The sequence below is a fragment of the Paenibacillus ginsengarvi genome (genome assembly GCF_003626695.1).
Lineage (GTDB): Bacteria > Bacillota > Bacilli > Paenibacillales > NBRC-103111 > Paenibacillus_AB > Paenibacillus_AB ginsengarvi.
Window position 1 is genome coordinate 190,320 of the sequence record NZ_RBAH01000011.1, and the last position, 15,045, is coordinate 205,364.

The following is a 15,045-nucleotide window of genomic DNA, read 5'->3' on the forward strand; positions in this document are numbered from 1 at the left end:
TCATCTCCTTTACGTGCCGCCAAACGGATGGTCCGGCCGCAGCCGGTGAAGCTGGTTGATTTTGTCGATCTCCATGCTGCCATCCCGTATGTAGGCAAACTCCATTGTTGCATCCTCGAACCCCCACTCATCCGGGGGGCGGCTTATAATATCGGCGATCCGCAGCTGCGTCGGGCGTAAGTACGAGGCTGCGATCAGCGCTCGCTCGTTGCCGGCATAACCCGCATGCGCCATTCCCCTGAGCGCGCCGAGCACAAATATATCTCCGGTACACAGCAGCGATCCGCCGGGATTGACATCCCCAAGAAACAGCATATGCCCTTGATGGCTTACCGTCTGGCCGGAGCGGACGATTCCTTTGAAAACCGTAATCCGCTCCTCGCTTGCCGCCTCCGCCTCGCCGGCATGATCCGACTCGATGCTGTGCACGAGCAAATTGCCTTTACGGCTGATCATTTCCTTCAGAGCTTCCTTTTCCTCGTCGCTAGGCGTCCGTTTCCCCAGGCGGATCTGCACGCGTACGACCGGTCCCGTGAGGATGCTCCGATGCGAATGATCGAGCTTGTGTTCCAGCTCCTGCAATATTTCGTCAAACGGACGCGTTTCGTCGATGACGAAAACAAGTCCTTCCTTGACCCCTTTGATCGTAATGAGATGTTTCGTTTCCGACATCGGCATAAATCCTCCTACTAACCAATTCTCCGGAACCGGTCCGATCTCCTGCCGACTAACGCCGGGGTCTTATTTCTCTTCGGACTCCCGATCCACATTCACAAACTCGACCAGCCTGCGCATCGGTATGTACAGCAGAAGCGCAACTAGTCCGTTGATTAGCAAGCTAGGCAATATTTGATGCAGAAACGTCCACTGATAATCGAGATGAACGACGCGCAGAAACACGAGATAAATGCCGTAAACAAGCGAATCGTAAGCGAAAGAACCAAGCATGGCCGCAATCAGGCCGATTACGACGCCGCTGGCGGACGAGCGGAACACCAGGCCGAACACGTACCCGACAAGCCCCATGCTGAACGAATAAACGCCAAGAGCGTGTCCGTAATAAATGAAGTCCTGCAGCAGGCCGAATCCGAGCCCGTAGGCAAGCCCCTGGTGGCGGCCTTGGAACAAGGAAATGAGCAGGACGCCGACGAACAACGGATGCGGGGTTACCATCACGCTGGATTGCCACGAAGCCGGCAGCACCCACTGGACGATCGTCCCCTCTACTAGAAACAGAACGAACAAGGCGACAAAAAGCAAATATCGGCGCATAGGTCACCTCACAACTCGGGTACTTCGACGACGAACACTTCGCGCAGATGGTTAAAGGAGGCAAATGGCTTGATAAGGGCTGTATGCGTAATGCCGAAATCCCCCTCGTCCCGCGAAACGACCTGGCCGATCTCGATGCCGCGCGGAAATAGCTGGCCCATCATCCCGGAGGTGACGACAACGTCGCCCGGCACGAGATGATCTGTTTTTGGAATTTTATTCATGATGAGCATTTCCTTTTTCCTGTCGTAACCTTCCAGAATGCCGAACGAATCGTTTTCCTTTCCTTTGATCGTAACGGCAATTGCCTTCGCGTTGCTCGAATCGAGATCGGTAATCAGCTGGACGTTCGAGTAAAACGGCGATACGGAATCGATGCGGCCGATCAGTCCTTCGACGGACATGACGGCCATATTCGGCTTGATGCCGTCCTTTTCGCCGAGATTGATCACGATCGTGCTGTTGAACGGGTCCGGGCTCGAAGCGTACACCTCGGCGATCCGGTACCTGTACTTGTTAGCCTGCTGCTGCCGCTCGGTAAAGCCCAGCATATCCTTGAGCCGCTTGTTCTGCGCCTCCAGATCGTTCAGCCTTGCCGTATCTTTCGCGTAACGCGTAAGCGTCGTTTTGAGCTGGCGATTCTCCTCATAAAGCACGGAGATGCGACGAATATCTTCAAAAAAGCCCGCTATAGAGCGGGCGGGTTTACTCAGCCAACCTTGCATCCAGGTGACGGTATCCTTCAAGAACCCTTCCGGGGGGGTCATCGGCCCGCGGCCTCCGAACGTAAAGCCCATCAGAGCGACGAAAACGATGACGCCCGCCATCAGTATAATCAATCTTTTATTCCCGAGCCATTTGAACAAAAGCAAACACCTTCCAGCGGCTTGTCGCAAGAAGCGGCCGCGAATTGTCTTCCTTCACGAGCAGCGCAAAGCGTGCTGCCCTAGCAGCGGCAAAGCTCGGCCGCCTATTAACGCTTCGCCTTTCCTGCTCCAGACGATCTGGTCGATTTGAACAAATGAATATTGTCGAGAGCTCGTCCGGTTCCGATCGCCACACAGTCGAGCGGATGGTCGGCAACGAGCACCGGCATGCCGGTTTCACGGGCCAGCAGCTTGTCCAGATTGCGCAGCAGGGCGCCTCCTCCGGTCAGCACGATGCCGCGGTCCATAACATCCGCAGCGAGCTCCGGCGGGCATTTCTCGAGCGTAGCTTTTACGGCGTCGACAATGTTGTTGACCGTGTCCGTAAGCGCCTCGGTAATTTCATCTGACGTTACCGACATCGTCTTCGGCAAGCCGGTAACGAGGTCGCGGCCGCGGATTTCGATCGTTTCCGGCACTTCCAGCGGCAGCGCCGAGCCGATTTCCAGCTTGAGCTGCTCGGAAGTGCGTTCGCCGATCATCAGGTTGTACATCTTTTTGATATACTGCATGATCGCTTCATCCATCTCGTCGCCGGCGACGCGAATCGACTTGAACGTCACGATGCCGCCCAGCGAGATCACGGCGATCTCCGTCGTCCCCCCGCCGATGTCGACGACCATGCTCCCCGTCGGTTCCCATACGGGCAGATCGGCCCCGATCGCGGCTGCGAACGGCTCCTCGATCGTATAAGCCTCGCGGGCGCCGGCCTGCTTCGTGGCATCCTCCACCGCGCGTTTCTCGACGGCGGTTATACCTGAAGGCACGCATACCATCACGTTCGGACGGCGCGGGAACAACACGCGCTGCTTTTGCGCCTGGCGCAAAAAGTAATTGATCATCGTCGCCGTCGTTTCAAAGTCGGCGATAACCCCGTCCTTCATGGGGCGAACCGCGCGAATATTGCCCGGCGTACGGCCGATCATTTTTTTAGCGGCGTCACCGACCGCTTCGATCGTTTTTGTATCGGTACGCAGAGCGACCACGGATGGCTCTCTGACCACAATTCCTTTGCCCTTGACATACACGAGCGTATTCGCCGTGCCCAAATCAATACCCAGATCCTTCGAAAAACTACCTAACATAAATGTTGTGTTCTCCTTTCATGAGGCAGGCTTCGCTCGAAGCCATGTCGGTGAGGCGGCAAACGTGCAGGGGAAGACCGCTGAAGCTTCGCGCGGAAGTCCGGTCTGTAAGTCCGTCAGTTCATTATATTACATTAGCCCTAGTTCCTTCAAACTGACATTCTTCGTATCGCCGACGATGACATGATCCAGCACGTCAATCCCGATCACTTGTCCCGCTTCGACCAGCCTTCGCGTAATTTCGATATCTTCCGGACTCGGCGTCGGATCGCCGCTCGGGTGATTGTGCACACAAATAATGGAGGCGCTGCTCCGCTTGATAGCCGCAAGGAACACCTCGCGCGGATGAACGATCGACGCATTCAGGCTGCCGATCGACAGCGTCTCCTGTCCGATGACATGATTTTTCGTATTCAGAAATAAACAGACAAAATGCTCCTTCTGCAAATACCGGAGCTCTTCCGATACTAGCAGCGAAACGTCGTGAGGGGAGCGAATCGTGACCGTCTCCGGCTGCGTCGTGCGAACCATCCGGCGTCCGAGCTCGATGCCGGCCTGAATTTGCAGCGCTTTGGCATGACCAATGCCCTTGATCGCGGTCAGCTGTTCCGTATTCATCTGCGTAAGCTGGCGCAGTCCTCCCGCCTCGATCAGCAGCCGCTGCGCCAGGGTGACGGCCGATTCCTTGATCGTTCCCGTCCGCAGCAAAATGGCAAGCAGCTCGGCGTTGCTGAGCGAGCCCGCACCCGACCGAAGCATCCGCTCGCGCGGCCTCTCCTCCGGCGGTACATCGCGCAGTGTATAAACGGAAGTTATGGAAGATTCCATCATTTCCCCTCTTTCGACAAAAATGGGTTCGACAACTATTCTTCCATTATACCATCACTGGCGATTGTATATGAAAGGGTTCGAAAAAAAATCGCGGAGTGCGTCCGCCGGGCAAAAAAAACGCCCCCGGCGTGCAGGCGCGCGGGGGGTGCGGTCATCCGGCGAAACCCGGGCTATCCTTAACCGGATAGCGTTTTTCCGCCGGTAATAGCGGTGATCTTAGCGGACGGCATCGAGTTCGACTCCAGACCGAGCACTTCGGGGATCGTCAAAATGTCTTCGAGCGCTTTCAACAATTTGTCGGTACTTGTCGTTCGCAGCGTAAAGCGGAGCTCCATCGTGCCGGCATGCTCCGTATCGGTCACACTGCCGGTGACGGATTCCATGACGAGATTTTTGATCTGGATGCCTTGCTCGCCGAACTTCGTAGCGATGCGTCCGAGCATTCCGGGTCGGTCGTAAATTTTAATGACGACATCCTGATTGCGCCGATTGCGGAGCAGGTGCTTCTCCCATTTGTTGAGCAGAAACAGGCTGATCAGCACGAGAAACGTGGCAAGCGCAGCGGGGTAATAAAACCCCGCGCCGACGGACAAGCCGATCGCCGCTACGACCCACACCGAAGCTGCGGTCGTGAGCCCGGATATGCTCGGCCCGTTGCGGATGATCGCGCCCGCGCCCAGAAAGCCGATGCCGCTTATAACCTGGGCGGCCAGACGAGCCGGGTCGGTACGGACATTCGGCTCCGTCACGAATTGGGAGAACCCGTAGATGGATAATAGCATAATCGACGCGGAGCCGATACATACGAGAATATGAGTGCGGAACCCGGCAGCATGATTGCTCAGTTCCCGCTCCAGTCCGATCAGACCGCCGAGAACGACCGCAAGCACCATGCGAAGCGTCAAATCGAGATTGGAGATATGCCAGACGCTTTCATTCAACATGTGTAAGCACTTCCCTTATGTCTATAATCATACGCGCCGACGGCATGTACCGGTTCCGCCCTCACATTTACTTAATGAATAAGTAAATATAATTTCTTGAAAACGCTGATTCATCCGAACCGCCCTTTTAGCGCGCATGTCCAAAAAAACAAGCAAGCTATCCTAGGCAATCGGGATTTCTCAGCGTCTCCACCCGGTTCCTATTGGATTGTAAATCATCCTCGTCATTTTCGCGATCGTTTACAATTATTTAACATTATCATCCCTCTCCGGTGTATTGTCAATAGGCATACAAGCGTTCATGTAAAGAAATATCTCATGAGTTATCGACAAGTTCCGGAGCGGCCTTGATATCGGGCTTGGCGCTAACGGTGTTACTCGGATCTGGCTTTGACCGACCGGGTATACTCGGTCGGCGTCATGCCGGTCGCCTGTTTAAATTGCCGCGAGAAATGATGCACACTGTAGTACCCGAGTCTTTCCGCAATTTCGGAAAAGCTGGTGCGTTCTTCGCGGATCGTTAGCTTGGCCTGCTCGATTTTGAGCTGATTAAACAACTCCCTGACCCCCATGTTGGTTCGCGCCTTTAAAATCATCTTTAATTTCGAACGGCTGATTGCAAATTGGCTGCACAAATGGTCGATCGAGATCGGAGCCGAGAGATGTTGGCGCATGTATTGAATCACTTGATCTGCCAGCTCCTGCGCATTATGCTCGTTGGCTGCAGTCGATACAGTCGTTGTCCGGTAAGCCGTATCGCCGTAACGAATTAGCTCGATCAACAAAATCTCCAGATAGTTGCGGATGATCTGGTCACTGCCGAAAGGCGCATCCATGCGGCGAAACGGGTACTCCATCGTAGGAGAATGGATAGGCGGATCAAACGACGCTTTTCCCTCCTTCACCAGCTTCGTCAGGATGTGGCGTTCCTCATCGCGCAGCCGGAAGGAATTGTCCGCAAAAAACGACATGCAGGGAGCGAAGCACTCAAAGGTCACGATGATCAGATTGGGGGCAGTGCCGTGCAAAGCTTTGCCGCCGTGGAATTCATTCGGCTTGTAGAACACCATCTCTCCCTGCTTTAACTGGAAAGTGCGCGAATCGGTCACGATCTCGATTTCGCCTGTATCTACATAAACCATTTCCCAAAAATCATGCTTTTCACCCGGAGTATCATAGTGGCGCGGTAGTTCCTTGTAGTAAAACGTAATCAATTTGCGAATTTCCAGCTCTTCCTTTAATTGATACCGTTGATACATGATCGTCTGCCGCCCCCATCCATTCATGCAAATTAATTGACTGCGCATACAAAGCCTTTTCCTTCTGTTTCTCCTATTATAACAAATAAGAATGAACACGTTGCAGGCTCGGATGCACGGACGTGAACGTTCGCCAAAAAGGAGCGACAAGGAGAGAGACAAACAATGGAAAAAATCAGATTGGGGATCATCGGCTGCGGCAACATAGCCGGCTCACACATTGGGGGGATGATGCAGCTTGGCGATCTTATGGAAGTGACCGCCGTATGCGATATCGTATTGGAGCGGGCGCAGCAAGCGGCGGACAAGCTGGGCAGCCGCCTGGCGGTAGCGGATTACAAAGATTTGGTCGATGATGTCGATGCCGTCCTTATTTCGCTTCCGCACGATCTGCACTTTCCGGTCGGGATGTATTTTTTGCAGGCTGGCAAACATGTCCTGATGGAAAAGCCGCTGTGCAATACGGAAGAGGAGTGCCTGCAATTGATCGAGACGGCGGAACGCTACGAGCGGGTGCTGATGACGGCGTATCCGGTGCGCTACTGGCCGGCGATTGTGAAGATCAAGGAATGGCTCGACAACAAGACGTACGGTGAACCGTTCCAGCTGTCGATATGGACCGAGCAATATACCAAATATCCGGAAGGCCATTGGGGAATGTCGGCCGAGCGTCTCGGCGGCGGGCAATTTTTCAGTCACGGCTGCCATTATGTTGATTTGATGCTGTGGCTGCTTGGCGAACCGGTTCGCGGCTGTCACATTGGAACGAACCTGGGGACGCCCTGGATGGAGAAGGAAGGGACAAGCAACGTCGTGCTTGAGTTCGCCAGCGGAGCGATGGGATACCATATGGGAACTTGGGGCGCGCGGGGAACGCGTCTTGGCTGGAGCCTGCACATTCATTGCACGCACGGCATGATCGAATACAAGCGGACCGACGGCAAAGTCTACTTGCACCATAGCATCAAAGAAGAAAAGGCGAATCTCGATTCCGATTCCAAACTTACCATCTTGTACGAAGATTCCGAAAACGGCAAACTGACGCAGCATGAAGCTCGTCATTTCCTGGAGTGCATCGCGAACAAGAAACGTCCGCTGACGGACGGGTATTCCAGCTTGCAAGGCCTGCGTATCATCTGGAAGCTTTACGAGGCGGAACGACAGCATACGATGGCCGATCTGCTAGGGTTGGGGCTGCCGGCATACTAAGCCAGGACGGAAGACTATTTAATATGGGGGATGTTGCAATGAGCAAACAAATCGTTATCCGGAAAACGGTTGTTACCGGCATGTGCACGGCGGCGTTGGCGGGGCTACTCGCAGGCTGCGGCAATCAAAGCGAAAGTCCGAAACCGGATGCGCCAAAGCCGGTACAGGTAGAGCCTGTAGAGCTTGTGTTTTACGCCTTGTCACCGCTCACGGGATCGGACGCGGAGAAGGCCGCGCAGTGGACCTCGTATGTGCAGAAGAAGTATCCGCACATTTCCTTCAAATTCATTAACGCCGAAGGCGACAACAGCGTCGACAAGATTACGATGGCGAATCAGCCGATAGATATTTTGTTCGGTTCATTTGCAGGCTTTATGCTGTACAAGGACAGGGATCTGGTAACTGATATGAGCGCTCTGGTCAAGCAGATGAACTTCGATCTGGCCGCGATCGAGAAGCCGTATATCGACCTTGTTCAGCGCTCCTACGATAACAAGCTGCCGCTGCTGCCTGTATACGATTTACGGCTTGGCCTGTATTACAATAAAGACTTGTTCGATAAATTCGGCATTGCGTATCCGAAGGACGGCGTGACCTGGGAGGAGCTGCTCACGACAGCCAAACAGTTAACGCGGACAGACGGCGGCGTGGCTTACCGCGGGTTGACGACTGCGGCCGCAGGAGGAGGACTGGCTATCAACCAGTACTCGCTTGGGTATATGAATGCGCAAGCCACGGACAAGGCCGCGCTTTATACCGATTCGTGGAAGCGCTTTTTCGAAACGATCGTGCCGCTGTTTACCGTTCCGGGCTACGCTCCGACACCCGAGTTGATGGCCGGCGGCGCCCAGTTAAAAATGTTTGAGCAGGGGACAGCCGCTATGCTGCTCGCGTTTAACTCCTACGGCACCTTTAACCTGCCTTCGGTTCCTATCAACTGGGACGTCGCCACCCTGCCGGAAGTGGGCGGCCTGCGCGGGATCGGGGCACAGCCGTATCCGGTTTATCTCGGTCTTTCGTCCACGAGCAAGCATCGGGAAGCAGCCGTCCAGGCGATCAGCGCCTTGCTCTCCAGCGAAACCCAGATCGACCGTTCTTCGAAGTACGGGGTATTCAGCCCGCTGAAAGATCCGAAAGCGAAAGCCGCCATCGGAGAAGCCGCGATGTGGAAAGGAAAACATGTTCAAGCCTTCACGGCTCAAACGCCGGCCGCGCCTGCCCCGGCCGTTCGGGCAGAATTCAAGACGATCGCCGAAGGCGAGCTGAACAAAGCGTTCCTGTCTGTCGTGAACGGCGAGAAGGATACGAACACGGCTCTGCGGGAAGCGGAAGAAGCAGCGAACAAGGCGATCCAGCAAGTGTTGTCCCGTTAATCGCGCCGGCCGTCGCTTGCTAACTAAAATAAGAGCCCTTAGAGCGCCCTATACTCATAATATCTAGCACTTCCTTAGGGCTAGAAGCCTTTTGGGGCTCTTATTACGGCCGGGTTTGCCCCTAAGAGCTTACCGCAGCAGGTATAAGAGTCCCAAAAACCCTCTATTTTTCCAAACACACGATTTCCATGACAAATAAGAGCCTCAAAAGACCGCTACCTACCTGCATACAGCCACCGGCGACAGTACACATAACAAAAAGAAGGCGTCTACGCATAAGACACCTTCTCCTTCTCTAGTCTTCACTTTGGCCAAACGGACGAAGCCCAAACCGAACCAGCATCTGGTAGAGCAGACTCAGCGGCAACCCCATCACGCTGTAAAAATCGCCCTCGATCTTCTCGATAAAAACGGCGCCAAGTCCCTGTACGCCGTAGCTTCCCGCTTTATCAAGCGGCTCCCCCGTTCGCACGTACGCCCAAATCTCATCGTCGCTCATCGGTCGGAACGTGACATGGCTGACGGTATGTCCAACCATCGCTTGCGGATTCCCGCTCTGCGTCCTGCTCCATATCCGGTATACCCCCGTGTCTCCGAAACGGATTACGGAGCCTTTGTCCCCGCTATCGGTCCCTCCAGCAGCAAGCTCGCCGTCCATAGTGCTCCACGTCGCCATCTCTCCCGCTGCAACACTTAAGAGGGCGAGCCCCGTGTACACCTGATGGGTCCGTCCTGCGATTCGCCGCAGCGTATCAAAGGCATCCTGCTCGTCCTTCGGCTTGCCAAGGATGATTCCGTCCAGCACGACGACCGTATCCGAGCCGATGACGATCGCTTCCCGCTCCTCCCGGCTTCGGGCGCCGACCGTTCCGGCTTTGCGGAGCGACAGCCGCTCGACCAGCTTGTCCGGCGGCGTGCCCTCCGGCATCGATTCGTCGACATCGGCGGCGTCGACCCGGTACGGCAGCCCAAGCGTCCGAATCAGTTCCTGCCTTCTAGGTGATCCCGAGGCGAGGATCAGCACCGGCTGTTTCATCGTATTAGATCCCTCCTGACGCAGCCCACGATTCGTAACCGCAAATCTGTTACATCCGACGATATATCCAGATAGCCGCCACAATTCCTAAAAGGCTGATTACATTCAGTTTAACCTGAATAAACAAATCGTACTTGATTACATTCAAATCTGCTTTCGGCTCCCACGTAATATGCGCCGAATTCGTCAAGAAGCCGAGCCACGGAACGGAGACCAAAAGCTGCGTGACGATCGCCGCGGCCAGCAGGCCGAGCAGTAAAAACAGCGCCAGCGTAAAACCGTTTTTTTTCATCGGACTCGTCCTCTCTCCGCACGTGTCTAACACCCATTATGTACACGGCCCATTATACGACGGAACCGGAGCGATTGACAATGGAGCATAGGCCCGACTAGAAACCACCCGTACAAGGCTCGCTGGATCATTTTTCCTGCATACTTCCGCCCCCCGCGCCATGTACAATAGGATGGGGAGGGACTGTGCGAATGAGAGATTTCTACACCGGACTTATCAAACTACTTCTTGCGGCCGTTTTCCTTGTCGCCGCCCCCGCAAAGGCGCTTGCCGAAAAAATCGTCGTAGACGCCGGCCACGGCGGAAGCGATCCGGGAGCGATCGGGGTTAACGGATTGTACGAAAAAAACGTCAACTACAACATTGCGCAGAAGCTTCGGGACTTGCTTGCCGGGATGGGCTACGATGTCGTCCTTACCCGAAAAGCAGACGAATACATAAGTCTCGCCGACCGCGTCGCCATGACCGACGAAGCGAAGCCGTCCTTGTTCGTGTCCGTACATGCCAATTCGCATCCGAATGCGAATGTAAGCGGAGCGATGGTGCTCTACTACGATAAAGATTATCCGCAAGACAGCTACCCCGCCAGCGATGCGATGACCGCGCTTACACCGGAAAGCAAAAAACTGGCCGAGCTCGTCCAGCAAAGCATCGTGAAGCAAACCGGCTTTGCCGACAAAGGGCTGCTGCCAAGCGCCGCATACGTGATCCGCATGGGACAAGTGCCAAGCATCCTTGTGGAAACCGCATTCCTGAGCAATTCCGGCGACGCGGCCCGGCTCGCTAACGATACAGTTAGACAGCAGCTTGCCCAAGCTGTGGCTAACGGGATTGCCGCCTACTTGCCTTTGACGAAGGCGGCGTTTTCGGACATTTCCCGCCACTGGGCGCAGAGCGCGATCACCCGTCTGAAGGAAAAAGGGCTTGTCGAGGGCAGCGGCGGCCGCTTCGAGCCGGACAAGCCGATGACCCGCGCGGAGTGGCTGACGATCGCCGACCGGCTGTTTCACTTTAGCGACAAGCAGCAAACGAAGAGCGGTCTTTCCGTACAGGTGGCGGCGCAAGCCACCTCGTCTACTGTTACCGCTCAAGTCTACAAAGATTTGCCGCAGACGCACTGGTCGTACAAAACGATGCAAGCCGCTATCGGACTCGGCTACGTGGGCGGCTACGAAGACGGCTCCATCCGTCCCGACCAGCCGGTCACCAGAGCCGAAGTCGCAGTATTGCTGGAAAGAATGACAGGCGCCATCTCCGACGCACCGTGGAAAGCGGCCGCCGATTTCAAAGACGTTCCCGCCTCATACTGGGCGGCCGGCTCCATCTATCGTCTGAAGCAGAAGGGCATTATGGAAGGAATAACCGAGGCTACCTTTTCCCCCGGCAAAAGCATGACACGTGCCGAGATGGCTGCGATGATCGACCGGTATGTGGCGAAAACGGCTCCTTGACCGGAATCTGCCGCGATAGCTCCAAACGGATAAAAAGCCTCAAATCCACTCTCCAAAGTGGGTTTGGGGCTTTTCTTGCTCGCTCACTTGTTGGCAGTTTAAGCCTGAATGGCCGCCAACAGCTCGTTTTCCAGAAACAATACCTGCATCAGCGACGACTGCGCCTGCCAGAGATAAGCGGAGGACGGATTTTTTTTGTACTCGTCCATAGACGTCACAGCCGTGTTCATCGCTGCGACCCATTTTTGCAGCGCCGCCTTCTGGTCGGCTCCAAGCCCGCTTCCGAACGTAGCGCTGGCGCCGGACCATGCCTGATGCGCCGTATGAATCGTTTGCAGCGTCGCGTCGTCAAGCGCCGACGGCGTCTTCTCTTTCAGGTGGGCGACGGCGAAGCCGCCGATCGTTTGTACCAGCTTTTGATTTTGCGTGAAAAAGGTTTCCACAGCGGCGGGCTGTTCGCCGGCCCATTTAATTTTGCTTACGGCGGGGAGCGGCAAAGCTTTCAGGAACAGCTCCATCTTCTGATCCTTCAGCAGTTGGCTGAGGGCCAAGGCATCGTCGCGATTCGGCGCAAAACCGACGTACACATAAAATTTATCCGACTGCTGGACATAGGCCGCTAATCCCTTCTTCTTGAGCTCGGCAACGGCGCTATCTGCCCCCTGCTGGTTGGTGAATACGCCGTTCTGGAGCAGCGTATACGTCGCGGCCGCCATATTCAGCGGCACGGTAGCTCCGCTCGCGGCTGTAGAAGCGGGAGCGGCGTTCTCTTTTCCCCCGCCGGCGGCCGTTTGTCCGGGAAGCGCCCCCGTACCCGTCTGGGACGGAGCGACCGCCACCGACTTGCCGGGCCCCGCCGCTGCATCGCTCCCGTTCTTCTGCGTCTCCTCGCCGCCAAACATCGACAAGACGAAAAAACCGATCAAGACGCCCGTTCCAACCGCCCCCGCAACGGAAGCGATCACCTTGAGCCAGGATGTCGGAGAATTCCGCTCATACCGGCTCGGAGGCAAATGCGGCGGCAAGTCTCCCCGCACATACGAACGCTCCGATCGCTCCCGCTCCGGCTCGTAATAGCCGGTATGACCGTCATACCGTTCCTCCGGCTCGAGCGGGTAACGCTCCGGGTCCAGCCGATCCGGAAAACGGGACTGAGCCGAGGCCGGGGGATGAGCAGGATGTTCGGTCCGCTGCCGCTCCGATTCGCGAATCATCCGCTCCACCCGTTCCGTCTCTTCGTCGAACGGGCTTTTCCATGCTCCGAAATCGGTCGTGAACTGATTAAGCGGCTGCGTATCGAAAAGCGGACCGCGAGCGGGCCGCGGAGCCGGCTCTTCCCTATGGTTGCCGGACGATCGTTCGATAACCGGCTCTTCCCCGGGCCAATGGTCCTCCCGCACGACCGAATATTCTTCTTTAAGTAAAGGGATCACCTGAGGCTGGTCTTTGCGGACCGTCTCCCGTCCCGTTTCGTCAAACCGGTAAGTGATTCTCGCTTTGTTCATGCTAGGCTCACTCCTTGTCCCTGAAACTGCTTGTTCTCATCTGTATGCGGGACAAACGGCATTTATGCCTGCTGCGAATCCGGTATCCGAAAGTTTCGGGACCGGCAGAAGCGAACGGCTCCGAATAACGGAACCGGAACTTCCGCTAATCGCTGTACGCCCCTGCAAGTGCCCCTTATAACGGAACAAAAAGTTCCGTTATCCCCTCGGGCAAAGCTGAAAAAAGCTGGCTTTTCCCCAGATAACGGAACTAGCGCTTCCGCTATCGGGCCATTTTCCTCCCCTCCCAGCCCAATAACGGAACAAATGCTTCCTCTATGCCAGACCGGCAAGCGGGAAAGCTATCCCCCTACGCGGCCGTCAACATGGCGGCATTCCTGTTTACAACAAAAAAAGAAAAGCGAAACGATAAGCATCGTCCCGCTTTCCCGCGCTCTTCCTATGTGCAGCCCCGGCCCCGGTCAGCCTTCCCGCTCCGCCAGCGCCTTCGCAAGCGCATGGGACGCCTTCCAGATGTCGCCCGCTCCCATCGTAAGCACGAGATCTCCCGGCCTCGCAAATCCGAGCAGGAAGTCCGTCGCTTCGCGGACCGTGGCGATATGTCTCACATTAGCATTGCCGTTTCGCCGGATCAGCTCCGCCAGCTTCTCCGAGCTGATGCCCTCGATCGGCTTCTCCCCTGCCGGCGAATAGATGTCGATGATGACGACCTCGTCGGCTTCGCCGAACGCTTCCCCGAACTGATCGAACAAAAAGTACGTGCGCGTATAGCGCTGCGGCTGAAACACCGCGACGACGCGTTTTCCCGTCGCTTTGGCGGCGGCGATCGTGGCCGCTATTTCCGTCGGATGGTGCGCGTAATCGTCGACGACCAGGATGCCGTCCGTATCGCCGAGCACCTGGAAACGCCGCTTCGCGCCGCGAAACAACTTGATCGCTGCGGCAAACTCCGCAAACGGCACGCCCGCCTCACGGCAGACGACGAACGCGGCGAGCGCGTTGTATACGTTGTGCCGTCCGGGAACGGACAGCTCCACCGTCCCGAGCGCCGTTCCCCCATGCTCTACCTCGAACGCAACGCAGCGGTCGCCGGTCGTCACGTGAATGGCCCGGTAATCCGCTTCGCGCTCCAGGCCGTACGTAATCGCCCGTCCGGGTTCACCGGCCTCCAGCAGTTCCCTTACTTCCGGGTCGTCGATGCAAACGACCGCCCTGCCGTCTTCGGCGACTTGGCTGAGAAACTGGGCGTAAGCCGCCTTCAGCTTGGCGAAGCTGCCGTCGTAATTTTCCAGGTGGTCCGCTTCGATGTTCGTGACGACCGCATACGCCGGCTGGTAGCGTAAAAAGGAGCCGTCGCTTTCGTCCGCTTCGGCGACGATATATTCGCCTTTGCCCGCTTTGGCGTTGCTGCCGAGGTTCATCACCTCGCCGCCGATGACGTAGGTCGGATCGAGCCCGCACGTCTCCATGACGAGCGCGATCATCGAGGACGTCGTCGTTTTGCCGTGGGCTCCGGCGACGGCAATTCCTTTGCGCGTCTCCATAAGCCGGGCCAGCATTTCCGAGCGGTGCAGCAGCGGGATGCCGAGCCGCTTCGCCTCGGCGACCTCCACATTATCGGCCGGCAAAGCCGTCGAATAAACGACGACGTCGGCCCCGTGCACCTGGCTCGCTTCGTGCCCGATATACACGCGGGCCCCTTTGGCGGCCAGCTTGTCGGTTAGCTCTTGCGCGGCCAAGTCCGAACCCGTTACGTTGTACCCCATCTCCAGCATCACTTTGGCAATGGCGCTCATGCCGTACCCGCCGATTCCGATAAAATGAACCCGTTCCGTCGTCGTTTTCGTCGTCTTCACACCTAC

At 56.3% G+C, this 15,045-nt stretch carries 14 protein-coding genes; 3 read left to right on the forward strand and 11 right to left on the reverse strand.

Annotation, left to right across the window (positions count from 1 at the left end; genetic code table 11):
* Positions 1-9: 9 nt before the first annotated feature.
* The 7 genes from minC to D7M11_RS16815 form a co-directional block, all read right to left on the reverse strand.
* Positions 10-672 carry a septum site-determining protein MinC gene (gene minC / locus D7M11_RS16785; protein WP_120748392.1) on the reverse strand — a complete coding sequence of 221 codons (663 nt, stop codon included), beginning with the start codon at positions 670-672 and terminating at the stop codon, positions 10-12.
* Positions 673-741: 69 nt separating this feature from the next.
* Positions 742-1,272 carry a rod shape-determining protein MreD gene (gene mreD, locus D7M11_RS16790; RefSeq protein WP_120748393.1) on the reverse strand — a complete coding sequence of 177 codons (531 nt, stop codon included), beginning with the start codon at positions 1,270-1,272 and terminating at the stop codon, positions 742-744.
* Positions 1,273-1,280: 8 nt separating this feature from the next.
* Positions 1,281-2,138 carry a rod shape-determining protein MreC gene (gene mreC / locus D7M11_RS16795; RefSeq protein WP_120748394.1) on the reverse strand — a complete coding sequence of 286 codons (858 nt, stop codon included), beginning with the start codon at positions 2,136-2,138 and terminating at the stop codon, positions 1,281-1,283.
* Between the two features lie 107 nt (positions 2,139-2,245).
* Positions 2,246-3,283 (reverse strand): rod shape-determining protein, encoded by a 1,038-nt coding sequence (locus D7M11_RS16800; protein ID WP_120748395.1) that lies wholly within the window; start codon positions 3,281-3,283, stop codon positions 2,246-2,248.
* 129 nt (positions 3,284-3,412) lie between these two features.
* Positions 3,413-4,111, reverse strand: coding sequence for a RadC family protein (gene radC / locus D7M11_RS16805; protein ID WP_120748396.1), 699 nt, complete (start codon positions 4,109-4,111; stop codon positions 3,413-3,415).
* 179 nt (positions 4,112-4,290) lie between these two features.
* Entirely contained in the window at positions 4,291-5,058 is a 768-nt protein-coding gene (locus D7M11_RS16810) for an MgtC/SapB family protein (protein ID WP_120748397.1), read from the reverse strand.
* 374 nt (positions 5,059-5,432) lie between these two features.
* Positions 5,433-6,344 carry a helix-turn-helix domain-containing protein gene (locus D7M11_RS16815; protein WP_193556211.1) on the reverse strand — a complete coding sequence of 304 codons (912 nt, stop codon included), beginning with the start codon at positions 6,342-6,344 and terminating at the stop codon, positions 5,433-5,435.
* A 138-nt stretch (positions 6,345-6,482) separates the two neighbouring features.
* Here D7M11_RS16815 and D7M11_RS16820 point away from each other — a divergent pair, with 138 nt between their 5' ends.
* Together D7M11_RS16820 and D7M11_RS16825 are read left to right on the forward strand one after the other, a co-directional pair.
* Complete coding sequence (locus D7M11_RS16820) at positions 6,483-7,526, forward strand: Gfo/Idh/MocA family protein (RefSeq protein WP_120748399.1); 1,044 nt, start codon at positions 6,483-6,485, stop codon at positions 7,524-7,526.
* Between the two features lie 38 nt (positions 7,527-7,564).
* Positions 7,565-8,899 carry an ABC transporter substrate-binding protein gene (locus tag D7M11_RS16825; RefSeq protein ID WP_158606670.1) on the forward strand — a complete coding sequence of 445 codons (1,335 nt, stop codon included), beginning with the start codon at positions 7,565-7,567 and terminating at the stop codon, positions 8,897-8,899.
* 295 nt (positions 8,900-9,194) lie between these two features.
* On the opposite strand, the gene D7M11_RS16830 is transcribed toward D7M11_RS16825, so the two are convergent.
* Both D7M11_RS16830 and D7M11_RS16835 read right to left on the reverse strand, forming a co-directional pair.
* On the reverse strand, positions 9,195-9,935 hold the full coding sequence (locus D7M11_RS16830; RefSeq protein ID WP_120748401.1) for a Maf family protein: 741 nt from the start codon (positions 9,933-9,935) through the stop codon (positions 9,195-9,197).
* Between the two features lie 49 nt (positions 9,936-9,984).
* Positions 9,985-10,227 (reverse strand): DUF4321 domain-containing protein, encoded by a 243-nt coding sequence (locus D7M11_RS16835; RefSeq protein ID WP_120748402.1) that lies wholly within the window; start codon positions 10,225-10,227, stop codon positions 9,985-9,987.
* A gap of 191 nt (positions 10,228-10,418) precedes the next feature.
* Between D7M11_RS16835 and D7M11_RS16840 the strand changes: the two genes are divergently transcribed.
* Positions 10,419-11,678, forward strand: coding sequence for an N-acetylmuramoyl-L-alanine amidase (locus D7M11_RS16840; protein WP_120748403.1), 1,260 nt, complete (start codon positions 10,419-10,421; stop codon positions 11,676-11,678).
* A 98-nt stretch (positions 11,679-11,776) separates the two neighbouring features.
* On the opposite strand, the gene D7M11_RS16845 is transcribed toward D7M11_RS16840, so the two are convergent.
* Both D7M11_RS16845 and murC read right to left on the reverse strand, forming a co-directional pair.
* Positions 11,777-13,183: an SPOR domain-containing protein gene (locus D7M11_RS16845; RefSeq protein ID WP_120748404.1), complete on the reverse strand. Its 1,407-nt coding sequence runs from the start codon at positions 13,181-13,183 to the stop codon at positions 11,777-11,779.
* Positions 13,184-13,644: 461 nt separating this feature from the next.
* Positions 13,645-14,979, reverse strand: coding sequence for a UDP-N-acetylmuramate--L-alanine ligase (gene murC / locus D7M11_RS16850; protein WP_240041158.1), 1,335 nt, complete (start codon positions 14,977-14,979; stop codon positions 13,645-13,647).
* Positions 14,980-15,045 lie beyond the last annotated feature (66 nt).

Excerpts from the sequence above, each read along its gene's own strand:
- mreD (WP_120748393.1), bottom strand. The coding sequence starts at position 1,272 with ATGCGCCGATATTTGCTTTTTGTCGCCTTGTTCGTTCTGTTTCTAGTA.
- D7M11_RS16810 (WP_120748397.1), bottom strand. The coding sequence starts at position 5,058 with ATGTTGAATGAAAGCGTCTGGCATATCTCCAATCTCGATTTGACGCTT.
- D7M11_RS16820 (WP_120748399.1), top strand. The coding sequence starts at position 6,483 with ATGGAAAAAATCAGATTGGGGATCATCGGCTGCGGCAACATAGCCGGC.
- D7M11_RS16835 (WP_120748402.1), bottom strand. The coding sequence starts at position 10,227 with ATGAAAAAAAACGGTTTTACGCTGGCGCTGTTTTTACTGCTCGGCCTG.
- D7M11_RS16815 (WP_193556211.1), bottom strand. The coding sequence starts at position 6,344 with ATGAATGGATGGGGGCGGCAGACGATCATGTATCAACGGTATCAATTA.
- D7M11_RS16825 (WP_158606670.1), top strand. The coding sequence starts at position 7,565 with ATGAGCAAACAAATCGTTATCCGGAAAACGGTTGTTACCGGCATGTGC.
- D7M11_RS16800 (WP_120748395.1), bottom strand. The coding sequence starts at position 3,283 with ATGTTAGGTAGTTTTTCGAAGGATCTGGGTATTGATTTGGGCACGGCG.
- minC (WP_120748392.1), bottom strand. The coding sequence starts at position 672 with ATGTCGGAAACGAAACATCTCATTACGATCAAAGGGGTCAAGGAAGGA.
- D7M11_RS16830 (WP_120748401.1), bottom strand. The coding sequence starts at position 9,935 with ATGAAACAGCCGGTGCTGATCCTCGCCTCGGGATCACCTAGAAGGCAG.
- murC (WP_240041158.1), bottom strand. The coding sequence starts at position 14,979 with ATGAGCGCCATTGCCAAAGTGATGCTGGAGATGGGGTACAACGTAACG.
- D7M11_RS16840 (WP_120748403.1), top strand. The coding sequence starts at position 10,419 with ATGAGAGATTTCTACACCGGACTTATCAAACTACTTCTTGCGGCCGTT.
- D7M11_RS16845 (WP_120748404.1), bottom strand. The coding sequence starts at position 13,183 with ATGAACAAAGCGAGAATCACTTACCGGTTTGACGAAACGGGACGGGAG.
- radC (WP_120748396.1), bottom strand. The coding sequence starts at position 4,111 with ATGGAATCTTCCATAACTTCCGTTTATACACTGCGCGATGTACCGCCG.